The sequence below is a fragment of the Micromonospora sp. NPDC003944 genome, assembly GCF_053605225.1.
Genome location: NZ_JBSGIV010000002.1, coordinates 86066 through 103327, shown reverse-complemented (window position 1 = coordinate 103327; position 17262 = coordinate 86066). Strand labels below are relative to the sequence as shown.

Here is a 17262-nt window from a genome sequence, read left to right as displayed (position 1 = left end):
GGCCGGCGGACGAGGCGATCCGGCCGTTCCGCATCGACATCCCCCAGCAGAGCCTCGACGATCTGCACCGCCGGATCGCGGCCACCCGCTGGCCGGCCGAGCCGTACGGGGGCGGATGGGCGCGCGGTGTGCCGGGGGCGTATCTGCGAGAAATGGCCGACTACTGGCGGACCGACTTCGACTGGCGGGCCGCTGAGGCCCGGCTCAACCGGTACCCGCAGTTCACCACCACGATCGACGGGGCGACAGTGCATTTCCTGCACGTACGTTCGCCGGAACCCGACGCGCTTCCGTTGGTCGTGACGCACGGCTGGCCCGGGTCGGTGGCGGAGTTCCTCAAGGTCATCGGGCCGTTGACCGATCCCCGCGCGCACGGCGGCGACCCCGCCGACGCCTTCCACCTCGTCATCCCGTCGCTGCCCGGGTACGGATTCTCCACGCCGCTGCCCGGAACCGGGTGGGACATTCTGCGTATCGCCCGAGCCTGGGCCGAGCTGATGCGCCGCCTCGGCTACGACCGGTACGTCGCTCAGGGCGGTGACTTCGGCTCTGCCGTTTCTCTCGACCTCGGTGAGGTCGACCCGGAACACGTGCTGGGCGTACACGTCAACATGCTGCTCACCGGCCCGTCGAAGCCGGATGACCTGACCGGACTGGATGAGGTGGATCAAGCCCGGATGGCGCTGGTGTCGCGCTTCAACTCCGACCTCGTCGGCTACATGGCGGTACAGGCCACCCGGCCACAGACACTGGCGTACTCGCTGACCGACTCGCCAGTCGGCCAACTCGCCTGGATCGTGGAGAAGTACCGCGAGTGGACCGACTCGACTGACGTGCCCGAGGACGCGGTCGACCGCGACCAGTTACTGACCACGGTGACCATTTACTGGTTCACGGCGACGGCGGGTTCCTCCGCCCAGCTCTACCGGGAGGTGGTCGAGTTGTTGCCCTGCACGGTGGTCGGCGCCCGGCCGCGTCCGAACCCGGTGCCGCTGGCTGTCGCGACGTTCGGACACGACATGTTCCTGCCGATCCGCCAATTCGCCGACCGCGACTTCCCGAACATCCAGCAGTGGACCGAGTACGACCGTGGCGGCCACTTCCCGGCCATGGAACAGCCGGACCTGCTGGTGGCCGACATCCGTCGGTTCTGCCGGGGCAGCCGGACCCGGCCAGTGGCCGACCGGGTGCCCGACGCCGCCATCCGGGGCTGACCGCCACCCGCGGCGTCGCCGGGCGCCGCGCCACACCACCCGCCAGTCATCGGTGGGCGCCCGATACACCGGCGGCGAACGCTGCTGCGGCGACGGCGCCTCGCCGCGGCACATCGCAGAGAGGAAGCAGATGAGCGCCGACGAGCACCTGCGCACGGCGGGGCAGGGCGGCCCCGATCGCGAGACCTTCGACTACGTCATCGTCGGTGCCGGCACGGCCGGGTGCGTCCTCGCGGCGCGGCTCACCGAGGATCCCGACGTCACGGTCTGTCTGATCGAAGCCGGTCCCACCGATGACGGCGTGGACAGCATCCGGATCCCGGCCCGGGGCGGCAAGTTGTGCCGCACCCGGTACGACTGGGACTACGACAGCCACGATGAGCCGCAACTCAACGGTCGGCGGCTCTACCTACCGCGCGGCCGGGTGCTCGGGGGTACCAGTGCGATGAACGGCATGGTGCATATCCGGGGCCACCGGACCGACTTCGACGACTGGAACCAGCCCGGCTGGACCTATCCGCAGATGCTGCCGTACTTCCTACGGTGCGAGGACAACGAGCGCGGCGTGTCGCGGTTCCACGGTGTCGGTGGTCCGCTGCCGGTATCGGAGAACAGGTCGCGCAATCCGATGTCGACCGCGTTCGTCCAGGCCGCGATCGAGGCGGGTTACGCCGCCAACGACGACTTCAACGGCGCCGATCAGGACGGGTTTGGCTACTACCAGGTCAACCAGCGCGACGGCCGGCGATGCAGTTCGGCGGCAGCGTACCTGCACCCGGTGCGGGAGCGGGCGAACCTGACCGTTCGGACCCATCTGCAGGTGCACCGGATCATGGTGGATCGTGGGACGGCCAGCGGCGTGCTCTGCCAGCAGCTGGACCGGAGCGTCGAGCTGCGCGCCACACGGGAGGTGGTTGTCGCGGCCGGCGCGTACAACTCCCCGCAGCTGTTGATGCTCTCCGGCATCGGACCCGCCAACCAGCTCAGCGGTCTCGGGATTCCGGTGCTGGTCGACCAGCCCGAGGTCGGCCGGAACCTCCAGGACCACCCGTCGACCTACCTGGTGTTCACCCACGACCAGCCGGTGAGCCTGCTCAGTTCCGGGGAGGAACGGTACGTACGGCAGTTCGAGGAACAGGGTGCCGGGCCGCTCAGCTCGAATGTGCCCGAGGTGGGCGGCTTCGTCCGTACCCGCCACGGTTTGGCCGCGCCGGACGTGCAGTTCCACGCTTTGCCGGTGACGTTCGTCGACGGCGCGCTCGGCGTACCGCCGGGGCACGGCATCTCCTTCGGGCCTTGTGTGCTGCGGCCGGCCAGCCGCGGTGAGGTCAGTCTGGCCTCCGACGACCCCACCGCCAAGCCCCGGATCCGGCATCGCTACTACGACGACGCCAACGACGTCCGGGACATGGTGGCCGGGCTACGGATCGCGCTCACCATCGCCGAGCAGGCCGCTCTGCGCCCGTATACCCAGGGGCGCTTCACCCACCCGGCGTCGGACTCCGATGCCGACCTGCGCGCCTTCGTCCGGGCGACCACCCAGTCGATCTTCCATCCGGCGGGCACCTGTGCCATCGGGACGGTCCTCGACTCGGAGCTGCGGGTGCGGGGAGTCGACCGCCTGCGGGTCGTGGACGCGTCGGTGCTGCCACTGATTCCCCGGGGCAACACGAACGCGCCGGTCATCGCCGTAGCGGAGCGCGCGGCCGACCTGATCAGCGGCCGCGGCGTCGAGGTGGAGCCGGCCATGGCGGCCGGCGCTCGATAGGTGCTTGCGGCGCGGAGCGCACGACAGGAGGTGCGGCCCCCGAAGCCGTTACCGACCATAGAAGACATACGCCGAACCGCGATTCGAGCGGTTTCTCGCACTCTGCGTCATTGCTGCACTGTCCGATCGGACAGTCATTCCTGCTGCCCAGTGGAGGTATCCCCGGATGCATGAACACCTAGGCACGCGAGCCGTCGTGCTCGGTGGTGGAATGGCCGGGCTGCTCGCGGCTCGGGTGTTGGCGGACCGGTACGACGAGGTCGTCTTGATCGAGCGCGACACGATCGTCGATGTCACCGAAGCGCGGCGGGGAGTTCCCCAGGCCCATCACGCCCACGCGCTCCTGGCGCGTGGGCACGAGGTGATCGAGGACCTCCTGCCCGGACTCCAGGCCGAGTTGACCGCGCACGGGGTGCAGACCTGTGACCTCTCCGGTGACCTGCGGTGGTACTTCAACGGGCGGCCGCTCCAACAGGCGTACTCCGGCCTGTTCAGCGTCAACGCGAACCGGCCGACGCTGGAGGCGCACGTCCGCGCCCGCGTCCTGGCTCTGCCGAACGTGCGGTTGCGCGAGGGAACGGCCGTCCAGAGCCTCGTCGCCACTCCGGACCGCGGCCGGGTCACCGGAGTGCAACTCAGCGGTGCGGAGGGGCAGTCGCAACCGGAACAGCTCACCGCCGACCTGGTCGTCGACGCCACCGGGCGCGGAAGCCGCACCCCGGTCTGGTTGGCGGAGCTGGGATACCAGCGACCGGAGGAGGAGCGGGTCAAGATCGACCTGGCCTACGTGTCCCGCTACTTCCGGCTCAACAGCGACCCCTTCGGCACTGACCTGGCCATCAACTCGGTCGCCTCGCCGGCCAATCCCCGGGGCGCGTTCTTCGGCCGGTTCCCGGACAACATCGCCCTGCTCTCGCTCACCGGCATGCTCGGCGATCACCCACCCCGGGACCCGGAGGGCTTCCTCGAGTACGCCCGGACGCTGGACGCGCCGGAGATCTACCAGGCGGTCAGCATCGCCGAGCCGCTGGGAGAGATCAACGGGTTCAAGATCCCGGCGAGCGTCCGTCGTCGCTACGACAAGCTGACCCGGTTCCCCGACGGGCTGCTGGTCGTCGGCGACGGCGTCTGCTCCTTCAACCCGGTCTACGGCCAGGGCATGACGGTGGCCGCGATGGAGGCCGCCGCCCTCGGCGAACACCTCGACGCCGGCGCGGCGCGACCGATCGAGTACTTCAAGGCGATCCGTCCCATCATCGACGGTCCCTGGGAAACCTCCGTCGGCGCCGACCTGGCCTTCCCCGGCGTTCAGGGGCCGAGGACCCTCAAGGACCGACTCGGCGGCGCCTTCATGGGTCGCCTGCACACGGCGGCCCAGCGCGACGGCCGCTTCACCAGCGCGTTCTTCCGCGTGGCCGGACTGGTTGACCCGCCGACCGCGCTCATGAAACCCGCCATCATCCTCGGTGCCCTGCGCACCGCCCGTAAGGCCGACGCCGACGCGGTGCCGGCGACCGCCGCCGGCCCGGTGGTCGGTCAACGCGCGGTCGTCCTCGGCGGCAGCTTGGCGGGCACGCTCGCGGCCCGGGTCCTCGCCGACCACTACCGCGAGGTCGTCGTGGTGGAGCGGGATGAGGTGCTCGGCGTCGACCGACCGCGCCGAGGCGCCCCGCACACGGCGCACGCCCACGGTCTGCACGGTCGCGGCTACCTCATCCTCGCCGAACTCTTCCCCGGGCTGCGCGGTGACCTCCAGGCCCGGGGGTTTCCGGTGGGCGACATGGGGGAGATGCGCTGGTTCTTCGACGGCCGTCGACTCCAACCGGCACGTACCGGCCTGCTGTCGATCACCGCACCCCGCCCGGTGCTGGAGGACTACCTGCGTACTCGGGTCGCGGCGCTGCCAAACGTCACTTACCGGCAGCTCACCGAACTGACCGGGTTGCGCGCCGTACCCGACAACAGCCGGGTGACCGGGGTGTCGCTGCGCGACGTGGCGTCGGGCCAGGAAGGTGTCCTCGACGCCGACCTCGTGGTCGACGTCACCGGCCGTGGCTCCCGCACCCCGGTCTGGCTGCAACAGATGGGGTACGACCGCCCGGTCGAAGAGAAGATGACGATCGGCCTGACCTACACCACCAGGATGTACCGCAGCCGACCGGAGATGTTCGACGGCGTGCAGTCGATCAACCCGGTGGCCTCACCCGCACACCCCCGTGGTGCGTTCTTCGGTCAGGTCGGGCCCGACGAGTGCATCGTCTCGCTGACCGGCATACTCGGGGACCAACCACCGACCGACCCGGACGGCTTCCTCGACTTCGTCCGCTCGTTGCCGGTGCCGGACGTCTACGACGGCATCCGTGACGCCGAGCCTCTCACCGACCCGGTGGCCTTCACCTTCCCCGCCAGCGTGCGCCGCCACTACGAACGGCTGGCCCGGTTCCCGGAACGGCTGTTGGTGCTCGGTGACGCGGTGTGCAGCTTCAACCCGGTCTACGGCCAGGGGATGTCGGTCGCCGCGATCGAGGTGATGGCGCTGCGTCGCTTGTTGCTGCGCGGCACTCCGCCCGACGCCAAGGTGTTCCTGCGCGACATCTCGAGGGTGGTGGACACACCCTGGCAGATCTCCACCGGCGGTGACCTCGATTTCCCCGACGTGCCGGGTGACCGACCGGCGAAGGTACGCCTGGGCAACGCCTACCTCAACCGGGTGCAGTACGCGGCGACCAAGGACGCGTCGGTGACCTCGGCGTTCATGCGGGTCGCCGGCCTCATCGAACCGCCGAGCGCACTGATGCGCCCGAGCATGGTGCGTCGGGTGCTGCGACTTTCCCGGGATCGCAACTCGGCCCGACCGCTGGCGCCTGTCGTGGCCAAGGCGCCGATGGACGTACCCGCTGCCGACGCGCGGCCAGCTCCGGCCGACACCGTTCCCCCCTCGACGCCGGTCGCGACCGCGCCGACCCCGGCTCCGGCGGGGCCTCGGTCCCGTCGCAAAACGGCAGGCCGCGACGGCGCCTGATCCAAGCGGGAGGCCCGGCGCCGCAGGTGCCGGGCCGCCCGACAGGCCGACCGCTTCGAGCGGTGAGGCTGCGAACCATCCCGAGTCCGACATCCCAGTCCGGAAAGGGCTTGCCCATGCGACCGTACCGAATCGACATCCCCCAGGCCGATCTCGACGACCTGGCACGCCGCCTGGCCGAGACTCGTTGGCCCGCCGTGCTCGGCGACGACGGGTGGGACCGCGGCGTGCCGGTGGGCTACCTGCGCGAGCTGGCCGAGTACTGGCGCACGACGTACGACTGGCGCGCCGCCGAGGCCCACCTCAACCAGTACCCGCAGTTCGTCACCGAGATCGACGGCGCCACAGTGCACTTCCTGCACGTGCGGTCTCCAGAGCCGAACGCGCGTCCCATGATCATCTCGCACGGTTGGCCCGGTTCGGTCGTCGAGTTCCTGGACGTCATCGGCCCGCTGACCGATCCTCGCGCGCACGGTGGTGATCCGGCCGACGCCTTCCACCTGGTCATCCCGAGCCTGCCAGGCTTCGGATTCTCCGGGCCAGCCGCCCCCGGTTGGCGGCCTGCCCGGATCGCCCGCGCCTGGGCGGAGTTGATGAGCCGGCTGGGTTACGACCGTTACCTGGTCCAAGGGGGCGACGCTGGCGCCGTCGTCTCGATGGAACTCGGCCGGGTCGCCCCCGAGCACGTCGCCGGCGTGCACGTCAACATGCTCATGACGTTCCCCTCCGGCGATCCGGACGAGCTGACCGGGCTCAGCGAGTCCGACCAGGAGAGGCTTGCTCGGATGGCCCGCTTCGACGCCGAACTCTCCGGCTACATGAAGTTGCAGGCGACACGGCCACAGACGCTCGCCTACGGGCTCACCGACTCTCCCGTCGGGCAGCTCGCCTGGATCGTGGAGAAGTTCAAGGAGTGGACCGACGCCACCAAGGTGCCCGAGGACGCCGTGTCGCGGGACCGGCTACTGACGCTGGTCTCGATCTACTGGCTCACCGCCACGGCCGGCACCTCGGCGGCGCTGTACTACGAGGACGCCGCTGGTCTGCGTGACATCACCACCGGCGTCGCACCGGCGCCGGTGACGGTGCCGATAGGGGTTGCGGTCTTCCCACAGGACATCTTCCTGCCGCTGCGCCGCCTCGCCGACCGGGACCTGCCGACCATCGTCCACTGGAACGAGTTCGACCGGGGCGGGCACTTCGCCGCGTTGGAGGAGCCGGATCTCTACACCACCGACGTACGGGCCTTCGCTCGCGTCGTCGGCTGATCGCACAGGTCCCGGGTCACCGGGGTCTGCGCCAGCGCCGCAATCCCGAAGATGCGCCGCCGCGAGGGTGGCTGCGATCGTCGATGGGCGCGGTGACCGCCCCTCCCGAGGTGCGGCCACCCGATCGCCCCTGAGCACCTCCGCAGTCGCCGACGCCCGTGCCCAACCGGCACGACAGACCCAGGTCGCGGCTGCGGTCCGACCAATCCTGAGGAGACAACGTGTTGCAGACCGCCGTTCCCACTCGGGAACAACTCGTCCAGCGGGCAGCCGATCTGGTGCCGGTGCTGCGCCGCAACGCGGAGTGGGCAGAGCAGCACCGGCGGCTGCCCGACGAGACGATCGAGGCGCTGGCCGAAGCCGGCTTCTTCAAGCTGAGGACCCCGCTGCGGTACGGCGGGTACGAGGCCGACACCCGGACCCTGGTGGAGGTGGCCGCCGAGCTGGGCCGCGGCGACGGCGCCACCTCCTGGACCACATCGGTGTACTGGATCCCCACCTGGATGGCCTGCCAGTTCCCCGACGAGGTGCAGGACGAGGTCTTCTCCACCCCCGACGTACGGATCTGCGGCACGCTCAGCCCGAGCGCGATGGCCACCCCCACGTCAGGCGGAATCGTGGTCAACGGCAAGTGGGGCTTCATCAGCGGCGCGCTGCACAGCCACTGGCAGGAAATCATCGCCGTGCTCATCGACGGTGACAAAGAGCCGATGCCGATCATGGCGCTGGTGCCGATGTCGGACCTACAGGTGGTGGACGACTGGCACACCTCGGGCCTGCGGGGAACAGGCAGCGTCAGCACCGTCGCCGAGCAGGTGTTCGTCCCCGCCGCGCGGGTGATGCCCCTGGGCGCCATCCTGCAGGGGGAGTCCGCGTCGCAGCGTAACGCCGACTCGGTCATCTACCGGCCGCCGCTGCTGCCGGTGGCCTCCGCCTCGTCGGTGGGCACCGTGCTCGGTCTGGCCCGGGCCGGCCAGGAGACCTTCCTGCAGCGGCTGCCCGAGCGGAAGATCACCTACACCGACTACACCAGCCAGGCCGAGGCACCGCTGACCCACCTGCAACTGGCCGACGCCACCGTGCGCGCCGACGAGGCGGAGTTCCACGCCCTGCGACTTGCCGATCTGGTCGACACGAAGGCGGCCGACGGCAGCGACTGGACCCTGCTGGAACGCACCCGGGCCCGCGCCGACCTCGGCGCCGCCGGCCGCCGGGCCCGGGAGTCGGTGGAGATCCTCGCCGGCGCTTCCGGTGGATCGTCGATCTACAGCTCGGTGCCGATGCGGCGGATCCTGCACGACGCGCAGTCGGTCAGCCTGCACGCGCTGATGAACCCGGACACCAACGCCGAACTGTACGGGCGGGTGCTGGCCGGGCTCGCCCCCAACACGCTCTACCTCTGACCCGCCCCGCCCTCGGGTCGTCCGACCGGGCGCCCGCCGTTGCAGAAGGAGCACCCGTATGACCTCGCCCAGCACCTCGGCCGCTGCCGCGCCCACCGCCGAGGATCAGGCGGCCGCGGCCGCCGTCCCCCTACAGATCGTCGCGGCGTGGCAGCGGCACGACGCCGACGCGTTCGCCGACGTGTTCACTCCGGACGGCACCATGATCCTGCCGGGCCTCTATCGCCAGGGACGCGACGAGATCCGGGACTTCATGTCCACCGCGTTCGCCGGCCCCTACCGGGGCACCCAGGTGACCGGCGAGCCCTTCCACGTGACCTTCCTCGGCCCGGACACGGCACTGCTGCTGACCAAGGGCGGTGTGCTGGTACCAGGTGAGGACACCGTCGCCGAGGAGCGGCAGATCCGGGCCTCCTGGCTGCTCGCCAAGCGCGACGGTCGTTGGCTGCTCGCGGCGTACCAGAACACTCCCGCGCACTGACGGCCCTCCGCATGGCCTCCGACGGTCGGCACCGGATGGTGCCGGCCGTCGCCGTGCGCGCGTCGACGCGCGGCGGGCCGCCGCCCGAGAAGACACACATAGAACACGAGGAGGCTGGCCACCCCCCACCTCGTCCCGCCGCGGTGAGGGATGGCCAGCCGGTCCTTGACGCCTATCCGGCGGCGGTGGCGAACTGCCCCGGCATCCGGCCCGGTCCAGCCGGTCCCCGGTAGGCCTGGGCGATGTCGAGCCAGTACTCCGCCTGCTCGCCGGTGGCCCGCACGCGCAGATCGTCGCGGTGGCGGCGGCGGGTCACCAGCAGGCAGAAGTCCTCGGCGGGACCGCTGACCAGGTCGGTGGCGTCGGTGGGACCGAACTGCCACAGCTGTCCCGACGGTGCGACCAACTCGAATCGGAACTCCTGCTCCGGCGGGGTCAGCCCACGGGACAGGTAGCCGAAGTCCCAGGTGCGGACGGCGAACCCGACCAGGTGCCCGATGCGGTCGGTGCGCTCAGGTCGGAGGCCGAGCGCGTCGGCGATGTCCTGGCCGTGGCCGAACAGCTCCATCATGCCGGCAGCCGCCAGCACCGGCGCGGGCAGCGGTCGTACCAGCCACGGCACCGGCTGCCCGGCGGGCACAGCGGCGAGGGCCTGCTCAGCGGCGGCGCGCTCCCGGCGCCAGAGGGCCAGCAATTCCTGCGGCTCGGCGGCCAGATAGGGGGCCATCGCACCGGCGACGTTAGCATCGAAGCCCCCACTGAGCTGCTGCATCATCGCGATGAACCGGTCCGGTTCGGCTGCGGCGGTCGCCGCCATCCGGAAGGTGGCGGCAAGGTGCGCGACCTGATGCGCGACCGTCCAGCCGGGCGCGGGGGTTGCCAACCGCCACTGCTCATCGGTCAGACTGGTCAGCATGCGGTCGACCTCGTCGCCGTCGCGGACGAGGTCGGTGATGACATCCTGTGCTTCGGGCACGTGACTGTTCCTCTCCGTTGGTGTTCACCTGTTCACCTGTTCACGCCAGGCGGACCCGCGCCGGCGTTGAGAGCACTGCCGGCATGCCGGGCAGCGGTGAGGCTGGCCCAGGCGGTCACCGCAAGCAGGGCCCGATCGTCGTGGCCCTCCGACCGGGCCTGGTCCATCAGGGACCCGCTGACCCGGTAGGAGGCGATCGCGGTGAGAAGGGCGAGACGTCCGATGGTCCGCTCGGCGGCCGGCAGGGACCGGACCGCGTCCTCCAGCCATCCATGGTCGTGCAGCGGTGCGGTGAACCCCGGTCGAGCTGCCAACTCCTGCCGCACCAACTGCCGTACCTGGTCGGGAACGACCTCGGCGCCGAGGTCGTCGACAACCTGACCCGCTCTGGCCAGCGCCTGTGCCACCGCTGGTTGGCCCCGCGCCCAGGCGAGGTCCACGGGCACCGACGTCGCCGGAAGCAACAGCAGTGAATCGCCCGGTCGGCCACCGTCACCGGCGGCCAGGGCACCCATCAGGTGGGAGGCGACCCACCACGTCACACCCCGGGCGGGTGGAGGTGTCGGCGGCAGCGGCGAGTCCCGGAGAAACACGTTGACCATCCGGTTCAGATAGTGGAACGCCACCGCAACGCCGACGAGCTCGGACCGCTCGGCCGGGCTGCACGTGGGCAGCACGCTGTCCCCGCGTGCCCACCTGCCCAGCGCGCGTAGGTGCGGATCGGTGACCCCGTCGATGCCCAGGCCGGCGATGCGGGCGCCCTCGCCGGGCCCGCCCAGCCCTGCCACCGTGGCACCGTGCACGTCGACGCAGTACGGGCAGCGGTTGCCAGCTGATACCGCCGCCGCCACCACCTCCCTGGCCCGACGGGGCACGGTGCCCCGCGCGAGCAGGGTCTCCCGCAGCAGCACCCAGCTCGCGGCCAGCAGATCGGGTACGGGTGAGTGCAGGACCACTGGCGGGGCGAGCATGCCGAATTCCGCGGCGAGCTGCCGGTAGACCTGTGCCACCACTCCTCGGGCGGCGGAGGGTGCCACCGGTCGGACGTAGCGGATGTGGCTGAATGTGGTGCGTCGCGTCGCCCGGGCCAGCAACCGACCCATCGGTTCCTCCCTGTCTGCTCGCCGGCGGCCGTCGAGGGTCAGCGCCCCCGCGGCCGCCGTCACGGTGGTAAGCGGGCGCCGATCAGGCGGGCAGCACCTCACGCCGGCGCAACGGCCCAGCGGAGCCGTCCGGCAACGAGCCGCGGTAGGTGACCGCCACACCGCGTGCACGGGCTGCCTCGACGATGCCGGGGATGGCGCGCTCGGCGAGGGCAGCGATGGTCAGCGCCGGGTTGACGGTCAGCCCGGCGGGCACGGCGGAGCCGTCGGTGACGAAGATGCCGGGGTGGTTGCGCAGCTCGTGCCGGTCGTCCAGGGCCGACGTGTCCGGGTCGTCGCCAATCCGGCAGGACGACAGAGGGTGCACGGTGTAAGCGCCCACCACGTCATTGGTCCAGGGCATGACCCGGGCGAGCCCGTCGCGTTCGAGGATGTCGCGTACGTCGGCGTCGGCGGCGGCCCAGCCCCGCAACGTGTTCGGGGTGGGGTCGTAGCGCAGCGGACCCCGGCCGAGCATCTGCTGGGAGATCCGGTCTGCGTTGCCGGTGGCCGGTGGCGGCCCGAACACACCCTCGTTGTCGTCCTCAGACATCGTGAAGATGGTCAGCCATGACTGCCAGCGGCGCAGCAACTCCTTCTTCTCGACGCCGAACCAGGTCGGACCAGTGGCGTCGGGCACTTGGGCCAGGATGGTGCCCAGTCCAGGCGGGAAGTACAGCTGTTCCAGGGAGTACCGCTCGTACTCGGGCAGGTTGCCGTCCAAACGGTCCCAGCTCGCGACCGTGGGTCCCCGGCCGATCTGGTTGGCCGCGTACGCGGACCCGTCGGGCCGGCTCAGACCGAGCACCTCGCGCACCCGCTCCTCGTCGAAGACGGCGGTGTTGAGCCGCTCACCGTTGCCGGAGAAGTACCGACCGACGGCCGCTGGCATGGCGCCGAGAGTCGACTCCGAGCGTTGGAGGATCACCGGTGTCGCGCCCGCGCCGGCCGCAACGATCACGATCTTCGCGTCGATGGTGCCGCTGTCGTGCAGCACCCGGTAGTCCTCGTCGTCGACGATGCGGTAGTGCACCCGGTAGCCGCCGTCGTCGGCGCGCGCGATGTGCTGGACCTCGTGCAGCGGCCGGATCTGGGCGCCGTGGGCGACCGCCGCCGGCAGATAGTTGAGCAGCAGCGAGCGCTTGGCGTCGAAGCGGCAGCCGGCCATCATCCAGTTGCAGTTGGTGCAGAGGTCGGTGTCGATTGCTGAAGGCGCCGGATTGGCGGTCCGGCCGGCGTGCGCGCACGCCGCGGCGAACAGCCCGCCTGCGTAGGGCACGCGGTCCCAACCCTGTTTGGTCACTGGTAGAGCCTGGCTGACCCGGTCGTACCAGGGGTCGAGGCTGTCCCGGTCGATTGCGGACGGCCACATCCGCCGGCCGATGCTTCCCTGGCGTTCGAAGACGAACCGGGGCGCCCGGGGCATGGTGGCGAAGTACACCACGCTGCCACCGCCGACACAGTTGCCGCCCAGCACGCTCATCCCCTCGCCGACCACGAAGTCGAAGACCCGGGTGTACGAGGAGCCGAGCTTGAAGTTCTGGTCGAACTCCTCGCTGTTCAACCACGGGCCGCGTTCCAGCACCACCACCCGGGCCCCGCCGGCGGCGAGGTGGTAGGCGGGGATGGACCCACCGAACCCACTGCCGATGATCAGGACGTCGGTGCTCTCGATACCGCTCATGCCGGGCTCCCCGTCGGGGTCGTGTTCGGGTGCAGCGCCGCCAGCGGGCGCCCGTAGGAGTACTCGGGGAATCGCCAGAACCCGTCCGGGCCGGGCCGGAAGTAGCCGATGGTCAGCAGTCCCGGGTGGTCCGCGGCGAATGCCTCGTGGGTGTCCAGGTGCGCTGCGCTGTCGAAGGCCATGTTGCTGAACAGGGCCAGCCCCACCCACATCTCCTTCTCCGGATGCCCGGGGGTCAGCAGTTGCTGGAGAAGCCGGGTGCGGTCCGGATAGGACAACGCGACGAAAGCTGGCACCGAGGCATCCAGGGACAGGCCGTTGGTCTGCGCGTAGACGCCCGCGTGCGCGTTCAGCGCCATCGCGAACGACTCCAGAGCCGGAGCGAAACCACTCGCGGGGTCGCCCATCAGCTCCAGTGCCCCGGCGGCGACAGCTCCCGGGCCGGACGCGGCCCCAGCGATTGCCCGGTCCTGCGGCCAGCGTTTCTCGCCGGGGACGATGGTGTCGGCGAAGGCCTCCATCGTCATTGTCCGCACGTCGTCGGTGTCGACGTCATCCGTGTCCGGGTGCACGCGCCAGCCTCCTCATAGAATGTGACCTGTGGTGCGCTCGTCCACGACGGAGCCGTTTCGGCCCGGTCGGGTCGTGCGCCCTAGCCCATCGAGTGCAGGGATTGCGCATCATCGTGCCGACCCGCCACGTTCCGGGGCATCTTCGTCGTTGCGCTGGTCGACGAATCGTCGCGTCCGGCAGCCGCGGCACCGGGGTGCGACCCGGTCCGGCGCCGGCAGCGGTACGGACGCCCACTGCCACCGCTGCGTGTCAACAGCAATACAGAAAGTGAGCAATCTGAGAGGCGTGCGGCTGTTGTGGGATCGGCAAGCTAGTGGCGAGCCCGGCACTGCGCCGGGCGGCGAGACCGTCGATGCCGGGCAGACAAACGAGGAGCTGGGGTGACCACTCGACAGATGGACGTCGATCAGGCGGTGGGCCGACGATTCGGGATGAACGGTGCGCACCACCGCCTGGCGTTGAACCTCTTCATGCTGATCGTGATCGCGCACTGGGCCGAGCACCTGGCCCAGGCCTACCAGATCTGGGCGTTGGGCTGGACCCGCCCCCAGGCTGGTGGAGTGCTCGGCTTGGCGTACCCGTGGCTGGTCAAGTCGGAGTGGATGCACTACGGCTACGCCCTGGTGATGCTCGCCGGCCTCTGGCTGCTGCGGCCCGGCTTCGTCGGGCGTGCCCGCACCTGGTGGACGGTGGCACTGGCCATCCAGTTCTGGCACCACATCGAGCACCTGCTGCTGCTCCTACAGGCCCAGATCGGAGTCAACCTGCCGGGCCAGGCGGTGCCGACGAGTCTGCTGCAACTCGTCCTGCCCCGGGTAGAGCTTCACCTGTTCTACAACACGGTGGTGTTCCTGCCGATGGTCGTGGCGATGTACCTACACCTGCGGCCATCGGCCCGCGAACGTGAGCTGATGTTCTGCAGTTGCCGCCCGTCGGCGCCCCTGGCGTTGCACTCGTGACCACCGGTGCCTCCGGCGGGGCGACCGTCCCGCCGGGCACCGACCCGAACCACCCGCCGACGTCCGGTTGGCTGCCGCGCGTCGCGGCCGGGACCGTCCTCGTCGTGGTGCTGGCGGTGGCCTGGCTGCTGTGGGCGGGCGAGCGGCCAACGGTACGGCTGGAGGCGGTGACGCCTGGCGCGTCGGCGGTCCTGCCGTCCCCGCCGACCGAGATCTCTCTGACCTTCACCGCGTCGCCGAAGCTCGTCGAGCGGCACGTCACCGTCGCCGGTCCCGACGGAGCAGTGGTGGCCTCCGGCGAGCCGCAGCTCGACGGCTTACGGGCCGTGCTGCCGCTCACCGCAACCACAACCGGCGCCTACAGCATCGCCTACCACCTTCGGCTCTCCGACGGTCGGGAGCTGTCCGGGCTGAGCCGGTTCACCGTGGATCCCGCGGCCGCGCAGCAGCCCGGTGCAGCTCCGACCTCCGACACCGACGGTCACGAGCACGCCAGCCCCGAAGGCTGGAACCTGGCGCTGCTCGGTGTGGATGTGGTTCTCATCCTTGCCGTCCTCCTGGTGATGCTGCCCCGACGGAGGGCCGCCCGGCCCTGACCCGCGCCCCGGCACGGAAGCGGGCAGCACCCGCACCCAGCACGTTTCGCCGCCGTCGTCCGAGACACCGGACGACGGCGGCACATCCGCGACCCCAACCAGACCGCACCTCGCGGCAGGGAGGCATCATGTCCACGATTCTCGGCTCACTGCGCCGACTCGCACTGGTACCCGCGTTGACCGAGGTGACCTTCGCCCGCAGGGGCTTCCCGGCCCGGTCAGGAGTTACGACCCGTCGCCTCGAGGCGGTGCCGCAGACGGTGATTTGTGGCCTTGAGTGGGGGCTGGACGCCAAGGACCAGTGGGAGCTGGAGCGCCGTCTCGACCTCGTTGAGGAGGAACTGCGCGGCTTCGCCTACGAAGGCGCCACCATGGCGTGCACGATCCTCGACGTGATGGGTCCCCGCCGGGGCAGCCGCACCCGCGAGTTGCTGGTCGGACCCGGTGAGCGGCACGTGTTCCTGGCCTACATCGGCATCGGGTTTGCCATGGCCCGGCTGCCCCGCATGACGTGGCGCAAGGTGGTGCCGGATCTGACCGGGTCGCCCTACCACCCGACGATGACCTGGTTGGCGGTGGACGGCTACGGCTTCGACCGCGCCTACTTCGAGACCGACAAGTGGGTGCACGGACAGCACCGGCCGGAGTCCTATCCCTGGCAGGGCCACGCCGACTACTTCCCCCGCGCCGTCGACCAGGGCATCGGCCGGGCGCTCTGGTTCGTCCACGGCGCCGACGCGTCGGCCGTCGCTGACGCCGTCGCCCGGATGGCCAGCACCCGGCACGCCGACCTGTGGAGTGGCGTCGGGTTGGCCGCCACCTTCGCAGGCGGGAGCGGACCCGACGAGCTGGCCCGACTGCGCCAGTCAGCCGGGGACTTCGCGCCGGACCTGGCGCAGGGTGCGGCGTTCGCCGCGAAGGCGCGCCAGCACGCCGGGCACATACCCGAACACAGCAGGATCGCGATGGCCGCGCTCGGCGACCGTACCGTCGAGGCCGCCGCAGCCCTGGCGGACGACTCGGCGGTACGGCCCGAATCGGCCGGCGGACTGCCGTCCTACGAGCTCTGGCGGCGAAACGTCCGTGCCCACTTCGCGGCGGCGGACCGAGCATCGGGTCCGCACGCGTGAATAAGACCTTGAGGTCGGGTTCTGCCAACCTGGAAAAGCTACCGAGGTTTGGGGGATCGCGTAATGCAAACTGGGATCGGTCTGCTGCGGCGCCGCATACTGACGCCGAACATCTCGGAGACCAAGATGGACGTGCGCGGCTTCCACGTCAAGAACGAGAGCGGCGCGAACCTGCTGGAAACCGTCGGGTCCTCGTTTCTGGTCGGCTTCGGTCATGCGGCCGAGGCGGCCACGGCGCAGGCCGCAGAACACGGTCTGGAACAGGTGCCGGAGCGGTTCCGGGGATTCGCCTACGAGGGCGCCGCGATGGGCTTCGCCATCCGCGACGCCCTGGGCGTCACCCGGCGTCGCCGGGTCACCGAAATGCTCGCCGGGCGCGGTGACCGGCACGTCTACATGGTGTACGTCGGCGTGGGCTGGGCGATGGCCCGGCTGCCCCGCCTTCGATGGAATCGGCTCACCGCACCGGATCCGCTACTGCGCTGGCTGGTCCTGGACGGCTACGGCTTCCACCAGGCCTACTTCCACACCGCCCGCTACGTCGGCGCTCAGCACCGCGAGGACCACTTCCCCTGGCCGGTCGACGGACCGGTCGAGTACGCCGCCCGGGTCATCGACCAGGGCATCGGCCGGGCGATGTGGTTCGTAGGCGGCACCGACGCGGACCGGGTGACCCGCCTCATCAGCACCTTCGCACCTCAGCGGCACGCCGACCTCTACGCCGGCGCGGGCCTGGCCGCCACCTATGCCGGCGGCGCCGACGAGGCGGAACTGATCCGGTTCCGTCAGCACGCCGGGGAGCACCGGGCCGAGCTGGCGCAGGGCAGCGCCTTCGCGGCCGCCGCGCGGGCTCGCGCCGGGCTGGTGATGCCGCACAACGAACTCGCCACCCAGGTGCTCTGCGGCATGTCCGTGAGTCAGGCGGCGAAGGTCACCGACGTGACTCGCCCCGACAGCCGACACTCCGGCAGCACACCGGCGTACGAGGCGTGGCGGCGAGCCATCGCCGAGGAGCTTCGCGACCGCGGCTGACCGCCACCCCGTCA

13 protein-coding genes and 2 pseudogenes are annotated in these 17262 nt (G+C 70.6%); 11 read left to right on the top strand and 4 right to left on the bottom strand.

The genetic code is table 11. From position 1 onward, the window contains the following. The first annotated feature begins 17 nt into the window (after positions 1 to 17). The 7 genes and pseudogenes from ACWER9_RS01625 (at position 18) to ACWER9_RS01595 (ending at position 9156) form a co-directional block, all read left to right on the top strand. On the top strand, positions 18 to 1214 hold the full coding sequence (locus ACWER9_RS01625; protein WP_452300032.1) for an epoxide hydrolase family protein: 1197 nt from the start codon (positions 18 to 20) through the stop codon (positions 1212 to 1214). A 130-nt stretch (positions 1215 to 1344) separates the two neighbouring features. Then, complete coding sequence (locus ACWER9_RS01620; protein ID WP_452299944.1) at positions 1345 to 2982, top strand: GMC family oxidoreductase; 1638 nt, start codon at positions 1345 to 1347, stop codon at positions 2980 to 2982. A gap of 166 nt (positions 2983 to 3148) precedes the next feature. Next, positions 3149 to 4126: pseudogene (locus tag ACWER9_RS01615) on the top strand (FAD-dependent oxidoreductase); the annotation flags it as partial. A 384-nt stretch (positions 4127 to 4510) separates the two neighbouring features. Beyond that, positions 4511 to 5809, top strand: a pseudogene (locus ACWER9_RS01610) (FAD-dependent oxidoreductase); the annotation flags it as partial. A 311-nt stretch (positions 5810 to 6120) separates the two neighbouring features. After that, positions 6121 to 7272 carry an epoxide hydrolase family protein gene (locus ACWER9_RS01605; protein ID WP_452299943.1) on the top strand — a complete coding sequence of 384 codons (1152 nt, stop codon included), beginning with the start codon at positions 6121 to 6123 and terminating at the stop codon, positions 7270 to 7272. A gap of 224 nt (positions 7273 to 7496) precedes the next feature. After that, positions 7497 to 8675, top strand: coding sequence for an acyl-CoA dehydrogenase family protein (locus tag ACWER9_RS01600; RefSeq protein WP_452300031.1), 1179 nt, complete (start codon positions 7497 to 7499; stop codon positions 8673 to 8675). 58 nt (positions 8676 to 8733) lie between these two features. Then, entirely contained in the window at positions 8734 to 9156 is a 423-nt protein-coding gene (locus ACWER9_RS01595) for an SgcJ/EcaC family oxidoreductase (RefSeq protein WP_452299942.1), read from the top strand. Between the two features lie 172 nt (positions 9157 to 9328). Here the strand turns inward: ACWER9_RS01595 and ACWER9_RS01590 are convergent, their stop codons facing one another. From ACWER9_RS01590 to ACWER9_RS01575, 4 genes are all read right to left on the bottom strand, one after another. Beyond that, positions 9329 to 10132, bottom strand: a complete 804-nt coding sequence (locus tag ACWER9_RS01590) for a TIGR03084 family metal-binding protein (protein WP_452299941.1) — start codon at positions 10130 to 10132, stop codon at positions 9329 to 9331. Positions 10133 to 10164: 32 nt separating this feature from the next. After that, a complete protein-coding gene (locus tag ACWER9_RS01585; RefSeq protein ID WP_452299940.1) occupies positions 10165 to 11235 on the bottom strand; it encodes a carboxymuconolactone decarboxylase family protein in 1071 nt (356 codons plus the stop codon). 82 nt (positions 11236 to 11317) lie between these two features. Next, positions 11318 to 12958, bottom strand: a complete 1641-nt coding sequence (locus tag ACWER9_RS01580; protein WP_452299939.1) for a GMC family oxidoreductase N-terminal domain-containing protein — start codon at positions 12956 to 12958, stop codon at positions 11318 to 11320. Next, a complete protein-coding gene (locus ACWER9_RS01575) occupies positions 12955 to 13485 on the bottom strand; it encodes a DUF5987 family protein (RefSeq protein WP_452300030.1) in 531 nt (176 codons plus the stop codon). The genes ACWER9_RS01580 and ACWER9_RS01575 overlap by 4 nt, the downstream gene beginning before the upstream one ends. Before the next feature lie 441 nt (positions 13486 to 13926). Between ACWER9_RS01575 and ACWER9_RS01570 the strand changes: the two genes are divergently transcribed. The 4 genes from ACWER9_RS01570 (at position 13927) to ACWER9_RS01555 (ending at position 17248) form a co-directional block, all read left to right on the top strand. Further along, complete coding sequence (locus ACWER9_RS01570; RefSeq protein ID WP_452300029.1) at positions 13927 to 14490, top strand: hypothetical protein; 564 nt, start codon at positions 13927 to 13929, stop codon at positions 14488 to 14490. After that, positions 14487 to 15086: a copper resistance CopC family protein gene (locus tag ACWER9_RS01565; protein ID WP_452299938.1), complete on the top strand. Its 600-nt coding sequence runs from the start codon at positions 14487 to 14489 to the stop codon at positions 15084 to 15086. The genes ACWER9_RS01570 and ACWER9_RS01565 overlap by 4 nt, the downstream gene beginning before the upstream one ends. Before the next feature lie 128 nt (positions 15087 to 15214). Further along, positions 15215 to 16216 (top strand): DUF1702 family protein, encoded by a 1002-nt coding sequence (locus ACWER9_RS01560; RefSeq protein WP_452299937.1) that lies wholly within the window; start codon positions 15215 to 15217, stop codon positions 16214 to 16216. 63 nt (positions 16217 to 16279) lie between these two features. Next, positions 16280 to 17248, top strand: coding sequence for a DUF1702 family protein (locus ACWER9_RS01555; protein ID WP_452299936.1), 969 nt, complete (start codon positions 16280 to 16282; stop codon positions 17246 to 17248). Positions 17249 to 17262: the final 14 nt, after the last annotated feature.